Origin of the sequence: Blautia sp. TF10-30 (assembly GCF_003481245.1) — a bacterium.
In the GTDB taxonomy this organism is placed as follows: domain Bacteria; phylum Bacillota; class Clostridia; order Lachnospirales; family Lachnospiraceae; genus Fusicatenibacter; species Fusicatenibacter saccharivorans.
The window spans coordinates 33,690-47,712 of sequence record NZ_QUKM01000003.1 but is presented as its reverse complement, the minus strand read 5'-3'; the positions used below and the strand labels follow the sequence as shown (position 1 = coordinate 47,712).

The 14,023-nt window shown below is 48.7% G+C and carries 11 protein-coding genes and 2 pseudogenes; 9 read left to right on the top strand and 4 right to left on the bottom strand.

Going from position 1 to position 14,023, the window contains the following annotated elements:
- Window positions 1–70: 70 nt before the first annotated feature.
- Window positions 71–1,441, bottom strand: coding sequence for an MATE family efflux transporter (locus DXD02_RS04190; protein ID WP_117760895.1), 1,371 nt, complete (start codon window positions 1,439–1,441; stop codon window positions 71–73).
- Window positions 1,442–1,995: 554 nt separating this feature from the next.
- Here DXD02_RS04190 and DXD02_RS04175 point away from each other — a divergent pair.
- The 5 genes from DXD02_RS04175 to DXD02_RS04155 all read left to right on the top strand — a co-directional run bounded on the left by DXD02_RS04175 (window position 1,996) and on the right by DXD02_RS04155 (window position 6,264).
- Entirely contained in the window at window positions 1,996–2,400 is a 405-nt protein-coding gene (locus DXD02_RS04175; protein WP_117760897.1) for an ATP-binding cassette domain-containing protein, read from the top strand.
- Window positions 2,401–2,554: 154 nt separating this feature from the next.
- Complete coding sequence (locus DXD02_RS04170; RefSeq protein WP_117509180.1) at window positions 2,555–3,007, top strand: GtrA family protein; 453 nt, start codon at window positions 2,555–2,557, stop codon at window positions 3,005–3,007.
- A gap of 76 nt (window positions 3,008–3,083) precedes the next feature.
- The gene (locus DXD02_RS04165; protein WP_055228600.1) at window positions 3,084–3,383 is read left to right on the top strand and encodes a DUF1294 domain-containing protein; all 300 of its coding nucleotides are present in this window, start codon (window positions 3,084–3,086) and stop codon (window positions 3,381–3,383) included.
- Window positions 3,384–3,415: 32 nt separating this feature from the next.
- Entirely contained in the window at window positions 3,416–4,708 is a 1,293-nt protein-coding gene (locus DXD02_RS04160; RefSeq protein ID WP_117760899.1) for a DNA polymerase Y family protein, read from the top strand.
- 197 nt (window positions 4,709–4,905) lie between these two features.
- Complete coding sequence (locus DXD02_RS04155; RefSeq protein ID WP_117760901.1) at window positions 4,906–6,264, top strand: MFS transporter; 1,359 nt, start codon at window positions 4,906–4,908, stop codon at window positions 6,262–6,264.
- Between the two features lie 108 nt (window positions 6,265–6,372).
- Here DXD02_RS04155 and DXD02_RS16335 read toward each other — a convergent pair.
- Window positions 6,373–7,028: pseudogene (locus DXD02_RS16335) on the bottom strand (SulP family inorganic anion transporter); the annotation flags it as partial.
- Window positions 7,029–7,268: 240 nt separating this feature from the next.
- Between DXD02_RS16335 and yfcC the strand changes: the two are divergent.
- The 4 genes from yfcC to tnpA all read left to right on the top strand — a co-directional run bounded on the left by yfcC (window position 7,269) and on the right by tnpA (window position 11,511).
- Window positions 7,269–8,789, top strand: coding sequence for a putative basic amino acid antiporter YfcC (gene yfcC, locus DXD02_RS04145; RefSeq protein WP_022462924.1), 1,521 nt, complete (start codon window positions 7,269–7,271; stop codon window positions 8,787–8,789).
- A 15-nt stretch (window positions 8,790–8,804) separates the two neighbouring features.
- Window positions 8,805–9,953 (top strand): beta-aspartyl-peptidase, encoded by a 1,149-nt coding sequence (gene iadA, locus DXD02_RS04140; protein ID WP_118666439.1) that lies wholly within the window; start codon window positions 8,805–8,807, stop codon window positions 9,951–9,953.
- A gap of 152 nt (window positions 9,954–10,105) precedes the next feature.
- Window positions 10,106–11,005, top strand: coding sequence for an endonuclease NucS domain-containing protein (locus DXD02_RS04135; RefSeq protein ID WP_117509176.1), 900 nt, complete (start codon window positions 10,106–10,108; stop codon window positions 11,003–11,005).
- 77 nt (window positions 11,006–11,082) lie between these two features.
- Window positions 11,083–11,511 carry an IS200/IS605 family transposase gene (gene tnpA / locus DXD02_RS04130; RefSeq protein WP_055226077.1) on the top strand — a complete coding sequence of 143 codons (429 nt, stop codon included), beginning with the start codon at window positions 11,083–11,085 and terminating at the stop codon, window positions 11,509–11,511.
- 111 nt (window positions 11,512–11,622) lie between these two features.
- Here tnpA and DXD02_RS04125 read toward each other — a convergent pair.
- A pseudogene (locus tag DXD02_RS04125) lies at window positions 11,623–12,576 on the bottom strand (IS91 family transposase); the annotation flags it as partial.
- Window positions 12,577–12,814: 238 nt separating this feature from the next.
- Complete coding sequence (locus DXD02_RS04120; protein WP_117802718.1) at window positions 12,815–13,966, bottom strand: Gfo/Idh/MocA family protein; 1,152 nt, start codon at window positions 13,964–13,966, stop codon at window positions 12,815–12,817.
- Window positions 13,967–14,023 lie beyond the last annotated feature (57 nt).

Genomic DNA, 14,023 nt, shown 5'->3' with positions numbered 1-14,023 from the left:
ACAAAAAACTGCGTGGAATGCATTTCAGAATCGTGCATTCCGCGCAGTTTTGCGTTTGGTATGAAAAATGTCAGCTGATCGGAGCCGTCGGTATCTTTGAATTATACTTTTTGTCGATATCCTTCATGACAAACAGATACGAAACACCGGTAAAGACAGCTGCCGTCACCCAGGCTGCCGGGTCACAGAAGCAGGCGAGCGGATAGCTGATGACTTTTATGGCAATCACAGCTACAATAAGGCGCGCAAAGAGTTCAGAAACACCGCCCATCATAGGTAGAAAGCCGTAGCCGCAACCCTGCATTGCATTTCGGAAAATAAAGATGGTGCAGAGCGGTACATAAAAAAGAGCACACATATAGGAATAAGTCTTTGCCCATGGCATCATGGCGGCCATATCGACATCACCCGAGAAGAAGAGGGAAAGACATGGCTTCAGAAGAAGGAAGACGAGAACAGCGGCTGCGATCGAATATGTGATGGAAGTCAGAAGTGCAGCGCGAACTCCCTTTTTAATCCGTGGAATATCGCCCTTTCCGAAATTTTGCCCGCTGTAGGTTGCCATCGTCTGTCCCATTGCGGAAAAGCCCTGTGTGACCAGATTCTGCAGCTTACAGGCCGCCGTAAAAGCGGCAACTGCCTCCGAGCCGAACAGGTTAATGGCAGCCTGCATAATCATTGTACCGGATGCGGTGATGGCAAACTGGAGTGCCATCGGAATGCCCATCGAGAGCTGATGGCGGGAATCTGCCGCATGAAGCTTCCAGTGGTGTTTTTCCGGCCACATATCCGGCATGGAGCGATAAATATAAAAAAGACAGAGCACAGCAGAAATTCCCTGGGAGAAAACGGTTGCATATCCGGCTCCCGCAACGCCCATTTTAAAACGAATGATGAGAAGCAGATCCAGAAGAACATTTAATACAGCCGAAAAAATCAGGAACATCAGCGGAGTCTGGCTGTTTCCTACTGCACGCAGATAGGAGGAAAGCAGATTGTAAAAAATCGTAGCGATCAGGCCACCGCAGATAATCATAATATAGGTATAAGCGTCCTGAAAAATATTTTCCGGTGTGTTCATGAGATGCAGCAATGGCCGCATGGAGATCATGCTGAAGAATGTCAGGACAACTGTGAAAAGGAGAGCCAGTAGAATGCCGTTTGCCACACTTCGCTTTACTCCGCGCGTATCCTTTGCACCGAACCGTTGCGATGTCAGAACCGTAAAGCCTGCTGTGATGCCCTGCGCAAATCCAAGCACCAGGAACATAATCGTTCCCGTAGAACCAACTGCAGCCAGTGCATCCGCTCCGACATATCGGCCAACGATAATCGTGTCTGCCATGTTGTAGAGCTGCTGGAAAATATTTCCGATAATCAGCGGCAGCGTAAACTGCAGAATGACCGGAAGCGGACTTCCCTTTGTCATGTCTTTTTCCATGAGAAAACCTCCTCGAAATGATGGTAAAATAAGTTTTATCTTCGCTTAAAACGAAAGTTATTTTATCACATTCTGAAGAGGTTGTCATATCCTTATTTTGACATTTTTTCTGCGAAATTTGACGAAGGGAAAAGTGAACGACTTGAATAGACAGTTATAAAAATTTGTCATATGCAGACTTTATTTTTTCCGCCATTTGCTGCAGCCTTTGCGCGCGTAGACCGAAAATACGAACTGCAAGATCACCGCAGGAAAGTATAGTTGCGCCGCCGTCAATTTTCGGATCGGAGGCAAGAAATTCCCGGATTTCATCCAGAAGGGTATCTGCGTGCTCCGATCGTGAGAGAAAGAGATTTACGTCTCGAGTCCCTGCGAGTGTGAATACGTACCGATTGGAAATAAAGCATCGTTGATCTGAAGAAGATAAAAATTAAGTTCGGACATAAAAAGTCTCCTGAAAATCATAAGATACGGAATGAGCCTGCCCGCGAAAAGAGGTCGGCCCATTCTTCCGAAGGTACGGACAAAAACCGCATCAGTGATGATGGTTGTGGATGGATGCGGAAATCCGCTGGTCAAAATCGAGCTTTTTCACCTCTTTTTCTTCACCGGGCTCAAAACGGACCGAAGTTCCGGAGGGAAGAATCACCGGACTTATCGGAAAAAACGGAGCAGGAAAGAGCACGGCGATCCGCCTGATGCTCGGCCTTGTAAAAGCGGAGAGCGGAACGATCGAACTCTTTGGAAAACCGATCACAGAGATCACACTGCAGGACCTGCAGAAAATCGGTGTATCGCTGGCAGAGTCGGGCTTCAACGGGCAGTTTACGATCGCGGAGCTGCTTGGCACCATCACGGGAAACGTTCCTGGACAGGCGGGAATTTTTGCGGTAAGCATCGCAGTTGTGCTGATTTCGTATGGGATCAGTGTAAGATTTATGGAGAAACGGGAGATTTAGAGAAATTCAAAGACGCCGGATTTCATGTTTGTATGTGAAATCCGGCGTTTTTGACGTGAGGAAAAACAATACGGAAACTTGAAAAAACTGCCGTGATATGGTATTCTCATAGAGTCGTTGACTCGAAAATAATAGAAGAAACAAGAGGAAAAACATGAAGAAATTATTTGCACAGATTGTGAAATTCGGTATCGTCGGCGTTATCAGCTTCGGCATCGACTACGTGACCGGTCTTATTGTCCTGAATCTTGTGATGGCGCTGACTTCCAGCTCTTACTTTGAAGCGGCATCCCTCATCGGTTCCGTTGCCGGATTTACCGTATCGGTCATTGCAAATTACATTTTAAGCTTCAAATTTGTCTTTGAGCGGAAAGAAGAAATGAACAAAAAAGTCGAGTTCATCACCTTTGTCGTCCTTTCCCTGATCGGCATGCTGCTCAACAGTTTCCTGATCTGGATCGTCGTAGGCCCGATCTACGGCGGTAATGTTGCACTGCAGCAGAACATAGGCCATAACCTGATCTACACAATCGCGAAAGTATTCGCGACGGCGATTGTTATGGTATACAATTTTGTGACCAGAAAAATATTTCTGGAGAAAAAGTAATTTTGAAAAGAGTTTGAAAAAGGCAGCGCAGAAAAACGCTGCCTTTTTTGAAAAAAGAAAGGCTGGTGCGTAAAAAATGGAACATTCGATCTTACAGACAGTATTGTGGAGTTACCTGATTTGTATTAATATCATTACCATAGCAGTCTATGGAATCGACAAACGAAGTGCGGTGCGGGGAAAATGGAGAATCCGCGTTTCCACCTTGCTTGGACTTGCGGCAGCCGGCGGCTCGGTGGGAGCCTTGCTGGGCATGCACCTGTTTCATCACAAGACAAGAAAAAAGAAATTCACGATTGGAGTCCCGCTGATGCTGGCGGCGCAGATCCTTCTTCTTTTCTTTCTGGCAAAAGCAGGTCTGCTGTTTTTTGCATAGAGAGCAGCAGAATTTGAAAGAGGGTTAAAAAAATGAGAGAAGAACAAACGAAGGCGACAACAGAACGCCTGATTTTTCACGTAGATGTCAACAGCGCCTTTTTATCCTGGGAGTCGGTGCGGCGGATCAAAGAGGGACTGCCGGATCTGCGGGACATTCCTGCCTGTATCGGCGGCGATCCGACGAAGCGGACAGGAATCGTTGTGGCAAAGTCGATCCCGGCGAAAAAATGCGGTGTCCAGACCGGTGAACCTGTGGCAATGGCACTGCGGAAATGTCCGAACATGGTCATTGTCCCGAGTGATTTCGACCTCTACGTCAGGTGTTCCCGTGCCTTCAAGAAAATCTGCGCCGCCTACACCCCGGTCATGGAATCCTTTTCGATCGATGAGGTATTCCTCGATATGACGGGAACTTCCCTTCTGTATCCGGACCCGATTGCGGCGGCGCACGAAATCAAGGACCGGATTTACGAGGAGCTTGGATTTACCGTCAATATTGGAATCTCCACAAATAAACTCCTGGCCAAAATGGCATCTGATTTCGAAAAACCAAACAAAGTACACACTCTGTTCCCAGAAGAAATCCCCGAAAAAATGTGGCCGCTTCCGGTACGCGAGCTGTTGTTCCTCGGAAAAGCATCCGAAAAGAAACTGATCGAGGCCGGAATCCGCACAATCGGAGACTTGGCGCATGCGCGCGAAGCGGATATCCAGACGCTGATCGGCAAGAAAAACGGCCATCAGCTCTACCAGTACGCCCGCGGCATCGATGATTCCCCTGTAAAAGCGCAGCCCGATGAGGCCAAAGGCTTCAGCGCCGAGACGACCTTCAACGAGGACATCATCTCCATCGAACAGGTGAATCCGATCCTTCTCGCCCAGTGCGACATCGTAGCCGCCCGCATGCGTCGGAAAAAGAAAAAATGCACCTCCGTTTCCGTAACGTTTCGCACTCTCGAGTTTCGAAACCGTTCACACCAGACCAAACTCCCCAATGCGACAGATGTGACAGATGAAATCTACCGCTGCGCCAAACAGCTCTTCCGCGAATCCTGGAAAGGCGAGCCCCTCCGCCTGATCGGCGTCGCCGTGACCGGTCTTACCGAAGACGATTTCGAACAGCTCTCCCTCTTCGAAGATCCCGAAAAGAAGGAGAAAAGCCGTAAACTCGATGCCGCCCTCGACGCGATCCGCCAGAAATACGGCAACGACAAAGTCACCCGCGCGAGCATCCTGAACGGCACACAGGGGATTGCGAGAAAAGCGAAGGCAGAGATGAAAAATGATGCGGAAAGCTGCGAGCTGAGAAATCAGCATAGTTGATTTCCCCTGGTGAGTGGAAGAAATTCTGCGAACCTTGGAAAGCTGATAATCATCTGTGCGAGGTATCTATCCCCAACCGGGAGATTGCTGCAGGAAGGGGTTACGGAAGTCATCAAACTTGGAATCGCCTTTTCTGGAAAAAATGTAAAAATTTGGACGGTATAAAAACAGGAGAAGACAAAACAGGGGGAAGCAAAATGAAAAAATTAACAACGGTAAAGATATGGCAGTTCGCAGCAGGCCAGTTTGGATGGGCGCTGCTGTCTGGTATCATATCGAACTGGCTGGTGTACTTTTATCAGCCGGATGAAACCGCAATCAGCCAGGGACAGACGGTATTCATACCGCAGGGTCTGGTGATTTTCGGGGTTTTTACCATCATTGGAGGGATCACAGCCTTCGGAAGAATTTTTGATGCATTCACTGATCCGATGATTGCGTCCTGGTCAGATCGGTGCACTTCAAAAAACGGACGGCGGATCCCGTTCTTAAAAGGCGCGTCCCTGCCGCTGGCACTTTCCACCGTGCTGGTGTTCTGGTCACCGGTGAATGAAAACAGCTGGATCAATGCGGCATTCTTGTTTGGTATGATTCTGGCATATTACCTTTCGATCACGGCATACTGTACTCCGTACAATGCCCTGATTCCGGAACTGGGCCATACACAGCAGGAACGCCTGAATATATCCACCATCATTTCTTTCACCTTTATTGCAGGAACCGCTGTGGCCTATCTGGCACCGGCGATCTGGGGTACGCTGATTCCTTCCTTCGGAAGAGTAAATGCAATCAGGATCACTTTCACAGCCATGGCAGCGGCAGCATTCGTATGCATGCTTGTGCCGGTATTCTGCATCCGGGAAAAAGATTACGTAGATACCGTTCCCTCGAAGGATTCGGCTTTTCGTTCCCTTACAGCAACCTTTCGGAATGGAGAATTCCGGAAATTTGTAGGATCTGATATCTTTTACTGGATCGCCCTCACCATGTTCCAGACGGGCCTTCCGTTTTTCGTTACCAGTCTGCTGAAACTCCCGGAGACAATGACAACACTGTATTTTGTGGGAATGACCGCACTGTCGCTTGTCTTTTACGTTCCGGTCAACAAGCTGACACCGAAACTGGGCAAGAAAAAGATGATTCTGTTTGCATTTGCTGTTTTCAGCCTTGCATATTTTTACACAGGTTTTATGGGAAACATCCCATTCATCCCGGAAACCGTACAGGGTCTGATTCTGACAGTCGTGGCAGCACTTCCCATGGCGATTTTCGGTATTCTGCCGCAGGCAGTTGTCGCGGATATCGCACAGAGCGATGCAGTTACCTCAGGAAGCAGCCGAGAGGGAATGTTCTACGCAGCCCGGACCTTCGCTTTCAAGCTGGGCCAGAGCCTTTCCATGCTGATTTTTACCGCAGTCTCCACCATCGGAGCGGGAACTGGAACCGGCTACCGGATTGCCGCATTCGGTGCAGCTGTATTCTGCGGCGCAGGCGGACTGATACTGATGTTTTACGATGAGAAAAAGATTAACTGCGTGATCAACGGAAAAGCATAGGTCAGTACTCAGCACGGCGGCCTTTTTTATGTGTAGAAGCTATTCGGCATAAAGGAGAAAGGATCACAGGTGATACAGACCAGATGCTGCGGCAGCTGCAGTTTCACATTATCTCGAAATCAGCTCCTCCGCATGCTTTAACGCATCCGAAATATTCGAACAGAAATTTTCTTCCCCGACAAGATCCACAAAGCCGGATTTTTTCATCACCTTCATCGGCTGCTCATTCACATGAGAGAAGACGAGGGTGATCCCTTTCGATTCGCAGAGCTTCGTCAGATTCTGTAGTGCATTCATGGCTGTACTGTCGATCGCCGGTACGCTCCGCATCCGGAGAACGAGACATTTTGTGAAATCCTTTACCACGATGTGCTCAATCGCATCCGCCGCGCCAAAGAAGAGCGGTCCTGTGATCTCGTATACACGGACTTCCAGCGGCAGCTTCTGCAGATGTTCATCCACCGCCGGGGAATCATCGTCCACATAGACCCAGCTGTCGGCGTGCGTCCGCCGTTTTTGATATTTGCCGCCGTTCTGGCAATCACTCCCGTAGCCGGAATACCGCCGAAAAGCGCAGAAGCAATATTTCCGGCACCCTGTGCAATCAGCTCTGTATCCGAACGATGCTTGCTGTTGATCATGCCGTCCGCAACAACACAGGAGAGAAGCGACTCAATCGCCGCAAGCACCGCGATCGTAAACGCATTTGGAATCGCCGACTGAATCAGTTTCATGTCAAAAACCGGCAGATGAAGCGCCGGAAGCAAGAACCTTTCAAGTATAGCATAAGAGACGGGAAGCAGGAAACCTTAAAAGGAATTGTTTACCTTTCTATACAATCATGTTATGCATGACATTGCACACAGCCGGCAGAAAAATCCGAATGGAAAATTTTTCTGTCACTTTTTTGATTTTTTCAGTGACTTTCCTCTATGATCTATGGTACACTAATCCAAGCGCGTTAAAAACGAGAATAGAATATCAAATGGAGGAAATCTCAAAATATGAGCAAAAAGAAAGGCGAAGGCCTGAAATCATTCAACAGGGGATTTAACGTGCCGGATACCTACATTATCATCTTTTTTGTGGTGGTTATCGCGGCCGTCATGACCTTCCTCGTCCCGAAAGGCTATTACGAGACGGAGGATGTCACGTACCTGATGAACGGGGTAGAAAAGACCCGTACCGTCATCAAAGACGGAAGCTTCCAGTATCTGACCGATGCTGCCGGAAAACCGGTCACAGAAGGCGTTGCACTGTTCAGCGGCGACGGCGGAACCGGATTTTTCAATTACATGTATAACGGAATTATCAGCAGCTCCGCTATCGAAATCATCGCATTTCTGATGGTAGTCGGCGGTGCTTTCGGCATCATGATCCGCACCGGAGCCGTTGAAGCCGGTCTGATCGGCCTGATCCGTAAAGCAAAAGGAGCCGAAAAACTGCTGATCCCGGTCCTTTTCGTCCTGTTTTCCCTCGGCGGAGCCGTGTTCGGAATGGGAGAAGAGGCCCTTCCGTTCACCATGATCCTCTGCCCGCTGTTCGTCGCTGTCGGATACGACACGGTCATTGCCGTGCTTGTCACGTACGTCGCAACACAGATCGGCTTCGGATCCTCCTGGATGAACCCGTTCTCTGTCGGAATCGCACAGGGAATCGCCGGCGTTGACGTCTTCTCCGGCGCAGGTTTCCGTATGGTGATGTGGGTGGTGTTCACCGCTCTTGGCTGCGGCATGACCATGTTCTATGCAGCAAAAGTAAAAAAGACCCCGGAAATCTCCGTTGCTTACGAAAGTGACCAGTATTTCCGTGATCAGAACGAAAAAACAGGCATCGACGAGGGCCATTCCTTCGGCATCGGCCATATCCTAGTTCTGGTGACACTGGCTGTTACCGTTGTCTGGGTTATCTGGGGCGTTATGGCAAAAGGTTATTACATGGCCGAAATCGCAACCCAGTTCTTCATCATGGGAATTGTGGCAGGTGTGATCGGTGTCATTTTCCATCTGAATGACATGAAAGTGAACGACATTGCCGTTTCCTTCAAAGACGGCGCAAAAGACCTGATCGGCGCAGCACTCGTTGTTGCGATGGCACAGGGCATCATGCAGGTGCTCGGCGGTTCCGATCCGACCACACCGACCGTTATCAACACCATTATGTACGGCATCTCACAGGCACTGGCCGGTCTTTCCGGTGCAGCCGCAGCCGTGCTGATGTACGTGTTCCAGTCGGTCTTCAACTTTTTCGTCGTGTCCGGCTCCGGCCAGGCGGCGATCACCATGCCGATCATGGCACCGCTCGCGGACCTTCTCGGCGTATCCCGCCAGACATCCGTCCTTGCGTTCCAGCTCGGTGATGCTTTCACAAACCTGATCGTCCCGACCTCCGGCTGCCTGATCGGCTCCCTGGCGATTGCAAAAATCGAGTGGTCGAACTGGATCAAATTCATGTGGAAATTCTTAGGGATACTGATGATCGGAGCAGTCATTACGATTTTGATTGCGGTTGCGATTGGATTTTAAGAGGAGTGAGAGAAAATGATATTATTTCAGAACATAGACGTCTATGCGCCGGAACACCTCGGAAGAAAAGACGTTCTTACTGTGTATGATAAAATTGTCAAGATCGCAGATGCCGGCACGATAACGGCAGACGGCCTGCTCTCTGGCGCGGAGACCGTAGACGGAACCGGACTAGTCCTGACACCTGGCTTTGTCGACTGCCATGTTCACGTGCTCGGCGGAGGCGGCGAGGGCGGCTTTGCCAACCGCACCCCGGAGGCGACGATGGAAGGCCTGAACAAGTTCGGTGTGACAACCGTTGTCGGCTGCCTCGGAACTGACGGCATTGGCCGTGACATGTGCGCGCTCGTGGCAAAAACAAAAGGTCTCCGGGAGCAGGGCATGTCCGCCTGGTGCTACACCGGTAGCTATCAGGTTCCGGTGCGTACACTGACGGATGGAATTACGAAAGATATCATGATGATCGAAGAAATCATCGGAACCGGCGAAATCGCCATCTCGGACCACCGATCCTCACAGCCGACCTTCGAAGAATTCGCCCGACTGGCAGCAGACACGCGCCTCGGCGGTGTTCTTTCCGGGAAAGCGGGAGTGATCAATGTCCACCTTGGCGACGGTGCAAGATGTATGGAGCTGATCGAACGCGTCATCAGCGAAACCGAAATCCCGGCCAGCCAGTTCCTCCCGACCCATGTCAACCGGAACGAGAAGCTGTTCCAGAAGGCAATTGAATACGCCGTAAAGGGCGGTGCGGTCGATTTCACCGGAAATGAAGAGATCGATTACTGGGAAACTGTCTGTGATGAAGTCCGCGTGTGCAAAGGAATCCGCCGCATGCTGGATGCAGGCGTGAATCCGAAACACATCACCATCTCATCCGACGGTCAGGGCAGTCTGCCGATCTTTAATGAGAAGGGAGAATTCCTGCGGATGGGCATGGGCCAGTCGAGCTGTTTGCTGAAAGAAGTAAAAGAATGCGTGGAGAAAGCGGGAATTCCGCTGGAAACCGCAATTTCGACGATTACGGCAAACCCGGCAGAGATCCTGTCACTGAAAGGAAAAGGCAAGGTCCGGGAAGGATATGATGCGGATCTTTGCGTACTGGATCAGGGACTAGAGATTCAGGAAGTCGTTGCACGGGGGAAGACGGTGTATCGGAAATAGCATATTGGTAATATTGGGAAAAGGTCACAGCTTTGCGGAGCTGCGGCCTTTTTTGATGGGAATGCCTGAGGAAAGAATGTTTTACAATAGTATTTTGTAAGAAGGTACGATATAATGAACATATATCTTGCGACAGGGAAGGAGAAACTGCAGTGTCGGAAATAAAACTTTTTGAGGTCGGAACGGTTGTGAAAGAGCGCACCTCTTCCACGGTAGTATTGGAGAAACAACTGCAAACAACGATAGAGCAGAACATGGAGACATTTTTCGGCGTTCGTTTTCTGAAAAGTGAATATATGATCACATCCGGAAGAATGGACAGCATCGGAATTGATGAAAATAATAGCCCAGTGATTTTTGAGTATAAGAGAAGCTCGAGCGAGAACGTAATTAATCAGGGATTATTCTATCTGGATTGGCTTCTGGATCACAAAGCGGATTTCAAACTGCTTGTGATTGAAAAATTGGGTATGGAAGTAGCAGACCAGATTGATTGGTCGGTGCCTTGTGTGATTTGTATTGCAAATGATTTTACGAAATACGACGTGCATGCAGTGAATCAGATGCAGAGGAATATCAAGTTGGTGAAATATCGGAAATATGGGGAAGATCTGTTGCTGTTTGAACATCTGAACACACCGGTGGCAAAGCCAGTAACGGAAACATCAACCATTTCAACAACAAGTAGTACATACACACAGAAAACACATTTAGAGAAGCTGTCATCAGCAAGCAGCCATTTCAAAACATTATATACGGCGCTTTGTGACTACATCGAATCGTTGGGAGACGATCTTGTTCCAAACCAATTGAAGCTGTATTTGGCCTATAAGAAAGTGCAGAACATTTTCTGCATTGAAATTTATAACAAACAGATCCTGCTCCGAATGAAACTCGACCCGGACACTGTTGAACTGGAAGAAGGATTCACAAGAGATACCCGCGGGATTGGACATTACGGAACGGGGGAGCTAGAAGTGTCAATCAAGACGGCAGAAGACTTTCAGAAGGCAAAGAAGCTGATTGATCGGGCGTATCAGGAGACGTTATAAAGCATGGTAAAAACTGGACTGTGATAGAATGAGAATGGTGTCGCAAGCCAAACTCAAAATCAAAGGAGGCGGTCCAAATGGACAATAAAAGTTTATCACATACTCGTTGGAAATGCCAGTATCACATTGTGTTTATTCCTAAATACCGAAAGAAGGTATTGTATGGGAGAATACGCAGAGATGTCCGAGAGATAATAGCAACTTTATGCCAGTATAAAAATGTAGAGATAATTGCAGGAGCGGTATGTATAGATCATGTACATTTAAGCGTAGCAATTCCACCAAAACTCAGAGTATCAGATTTTATGGGGTATCTGAAAGGAAAAAGCACATTAATGATTTATGACAGGCATCCTGAGTTGCAAAGTAAATGGGATAAAGCGTTTTGGGCTAGAGGATATTATGTTGAAACGATTGGCAATATAACAGATGAAGCAGTTCAAAAGTATATAAAAGAGCAAGCAGAAGAATCGAGACGAGAAGATTCGAGTAGTACCGCTTTATAGCGGGCCAGCAAAAGTGCTTGCGATACCGCCCTTTGGGGCGAGCAGTAACAATAGCCCTTTGGAGGGCTAATAATAAACCACCAGTTGAACAGGTGGTTGCTAACTAGAATGTAGGAAACATTGTTTTTCGGCAGAAATACATTTACGGAGCTTCATTTCCTGCTTATGATGTTTGGCATATATCCCATAGTAGCGAAGCATTTTAAAATGTTTTTCGGAGATGTGGACAATGAGTTTTTGAATGAAGTTCAAAGCAGGAATGGTTTCAGTAACAGTTTTATTGTCTTCGTGTCTGGTGTAATGAAAGGTTACATTTTTGCCGTCATAAGTATCAATACGCGATGTGGCAATAACAGGTCTGCCGAGGTATCGGCTGATGTATTTAATGGTGATATCAGGAGTGCAAAGATTTGGCTTTGCACGGACATAAAAGCCGTCAGCGTGTTTCGTGTACATTTCATTTTTGACTTTGCGAAAAGTCGGACCAATGCGGGAGGTAAGTCGTTCAAGCAGGACTTTGCGGAAAGCATTACGAAGGAAACTGTAATCAAAGTGTTTGACAGGACGCCAAGGAGTGATGTTACCAGCCCCACCCTCGGAGATGAGAGCGTGGATATGAGGATTCCATTTTAAATCACGCCCAAAAGTGTGAAGAATACAGATAAGCCCAGGAGTAAAGTTTTCGGTTTTATTCATTTTGGAAAACATGCGTAAAACAACATCACGAACAGAATGAAATAAACAATCTAAGAGAGTCCTGTCTTCGAGAAAATAAACGCGAAGTTCCGCTGGGATAGTGAAAACACAATGGCGATGAACGCAAGAAACAAGCTTACAGGACATATGAAAAGAACGAAGCTGGTTGTATTTGTTTCCGCAGGAAGGGCAAAAACGGCTTTTACAGCGAAAGGGAACAAATTTAAGATTTCCACAGTGAGGACAGCCATACATGGCACCACCGTAAGAAGGGTCACCACAATGAATCATCTTGTTGACATTTTCAATGACAGCAGGACGAGGATGGAGTTCATAATAATCGGTAAAGATGGATTGTAATATATTCATAATAGAATTTTACAATAAAGAAGGAGATAAGAAAACCCCTTCCCCTCATGAATGAGGGGTTAGGGGAGTTGAGAGTGTCGCAGACACTTTTTTATTGTGGGAGAAGCCTTGACCGCGGTCTTTGCTGAAGATGCATTGCTGGGCAAAATCAAGGCAAGCCCTCTTGGCTGTATGGACAATTTGAGGCAGAACGATTGGTTCGGCTTTTTTGGGGAGACTGCGTTTTTACCGGCTCCCGTTACAGCTCTTCGTACTTGGGCAGCGACTTTACGGTGCCGCCTTCCATGGCGCTTTCGTGGGCCAGGAGACCAACGCCGGTCCAGTAGGCCGCATCGATATCGGAGGGGAAGGGAGTTCTGTCTTCCAGAATGCTGGTAACGAACTCATGGACCAGATGCGGATGGGAACCGCCATGACCGCCGCCCTGCTTGAAGGACAGATGGGGATTGACCTCGTCATAGGCCACTTCGTAGGTAAACCGGCCAATGACGTCCGGAAGCAGATGGGCATAATCGGGGACCTGAACGTATTCCTCATCGATCTTGCCGCCGCGGTTCTCGTTCTCCCAAACCAGATCCCGGCTGAACATCACATGTTTGTCGCCGTTGAGCTGATCCCACTCAAAGGACTTGTTTTCACCATAGATATTAAAGCATTCGCTGTAGCCACGGGCGACATGGTACAGGAAGCGCTCCATTTCAACGGTCGTCTCGCCATCCTCCAAGGCCACCAGAGCAGACTCAAAGGCGAAGGGGCAGCCGTACTGCTTTTCCAGTTCCGGACGGACCTTGCCGGAGCCTCTGCCGAAGACGCTGACCGGACGCTGCCCTGCCAGAGCAAAACAGGGGCCGATGGCATGGGTGGGATGTGCCAGGGGCGGGAAGCCGTCCCAGTAAGAGGGCCAGCCCTCCATATCCTGATAGTGGGCGCAGCGCATATACTGCAGCTTGCCCATTGCGCCGGATTCGTACAGCTCCTTCACATACAGATACTCGCGGGTGTAGACGGAAGTTTCCATGAACATATAGTGTTTGCCGGAAGCCTTCCGCGCCTTGATAACGTCTTCCAGCTCCTTCATGGACATACCCATGGGGATGGTGCAGGCGCAGTGCTTGCCTGCGTTGAGCACCTGAACCGACATGGGCGCATGCAGCGCGGGCGGAATGACCAGATGGACCGCATCCACATCCGGGTTCTGCAATACCGATTCAAAGTCGGTGGTGTAGTAGCTTTCGTCCAGCAGGTACATATCTGCCAGCGCCTTCAGCTGGTCCGGATTGGTATCCACCATAATGACATGCTCCACATCCGGATGCTTCAGATAGATGGGCAGGAAGCAGCTGCCGAAACCCATGCCCACGATGGCAACCGTCAACTTTCCATTTTTCATAAAATTACTCCTTTCATGCTGTGAGCGACTTGCTGTTTTCATTTTATTTTTTTTGCA

Excerpts from the sequence above, each read along its gene's own strand:
- DXD02_RS04190 (WP_117760895.1), bottom strand. The coding sequence starts at position 1,441 with ATGGAAAAAGACATGACAAAGGGAAGTCCGCTTCCGGTCATTCTGCAG.
- DXD02_RS04175 (WP_117760897.1), top strand. The coding sequence starts at position 1,996 with ATGGATGCGGAAATCCGCTGGTCAAAATCGAGCTTTTTCACCTCTTTT.
- DXD02_RS04170 (WP_117509180.1), top strand. The coding sequence starts at position 2,555 with ATGAAGAAATTATTTGCACAGATTGTGAAATTCGGTATCGTCGGCGTT.
- DXD02_RS04165 (WP_055228600.1), top strand. The coding sequence starts at position 3,084 with ATGGAACATTCGATCTTACAGACAGTATTGTGGAGTTACCTGATTTGT.
- DXD02_RS04160 (WP_117760899.1), top strand. The coding sequence starts at position 3,416 with ATGAGAGAAGAACAAACGAAGGCGACAACAGAACGCCTGATTTTTCAC.
- DXD02_RS04155 (WP_117760901.1), top strand. The coding sequence starts at position 4,906 with ATGAAAAAATTAACAACGGTAAAGATATGGCAGTTCGCAGCAGGCCAG.
- yfcC (WP_022462924.1), top strand. The coding sequence starts at position 7,269 with ATGAGCAAAAAGAAAGGCGAAGGCCTGAAATCATTCAACAGGGGATTT.
- iadA (WP_118666439.1), top strand. The coding sequence starts at position 8,805 with ATGATATTATTTCAGAACATAGACGTCTATGCGCCGGAACACCTCGGA.
- tnpA (WP_055226077.1), top strand. The coding sequence starts at position 11,083 with ATGGACAATAAAAGTTTATCACATACTCGTTGGAAATGCCAGTATCAC.
- DXD02_RS04120 (WP_117802718.1), bottom strand. The coding sequence starts at position 13,966 with ATGAAAAATGGAAAGTTGACGGTTGCCATCGTGGGCATGGGTTTCGGC.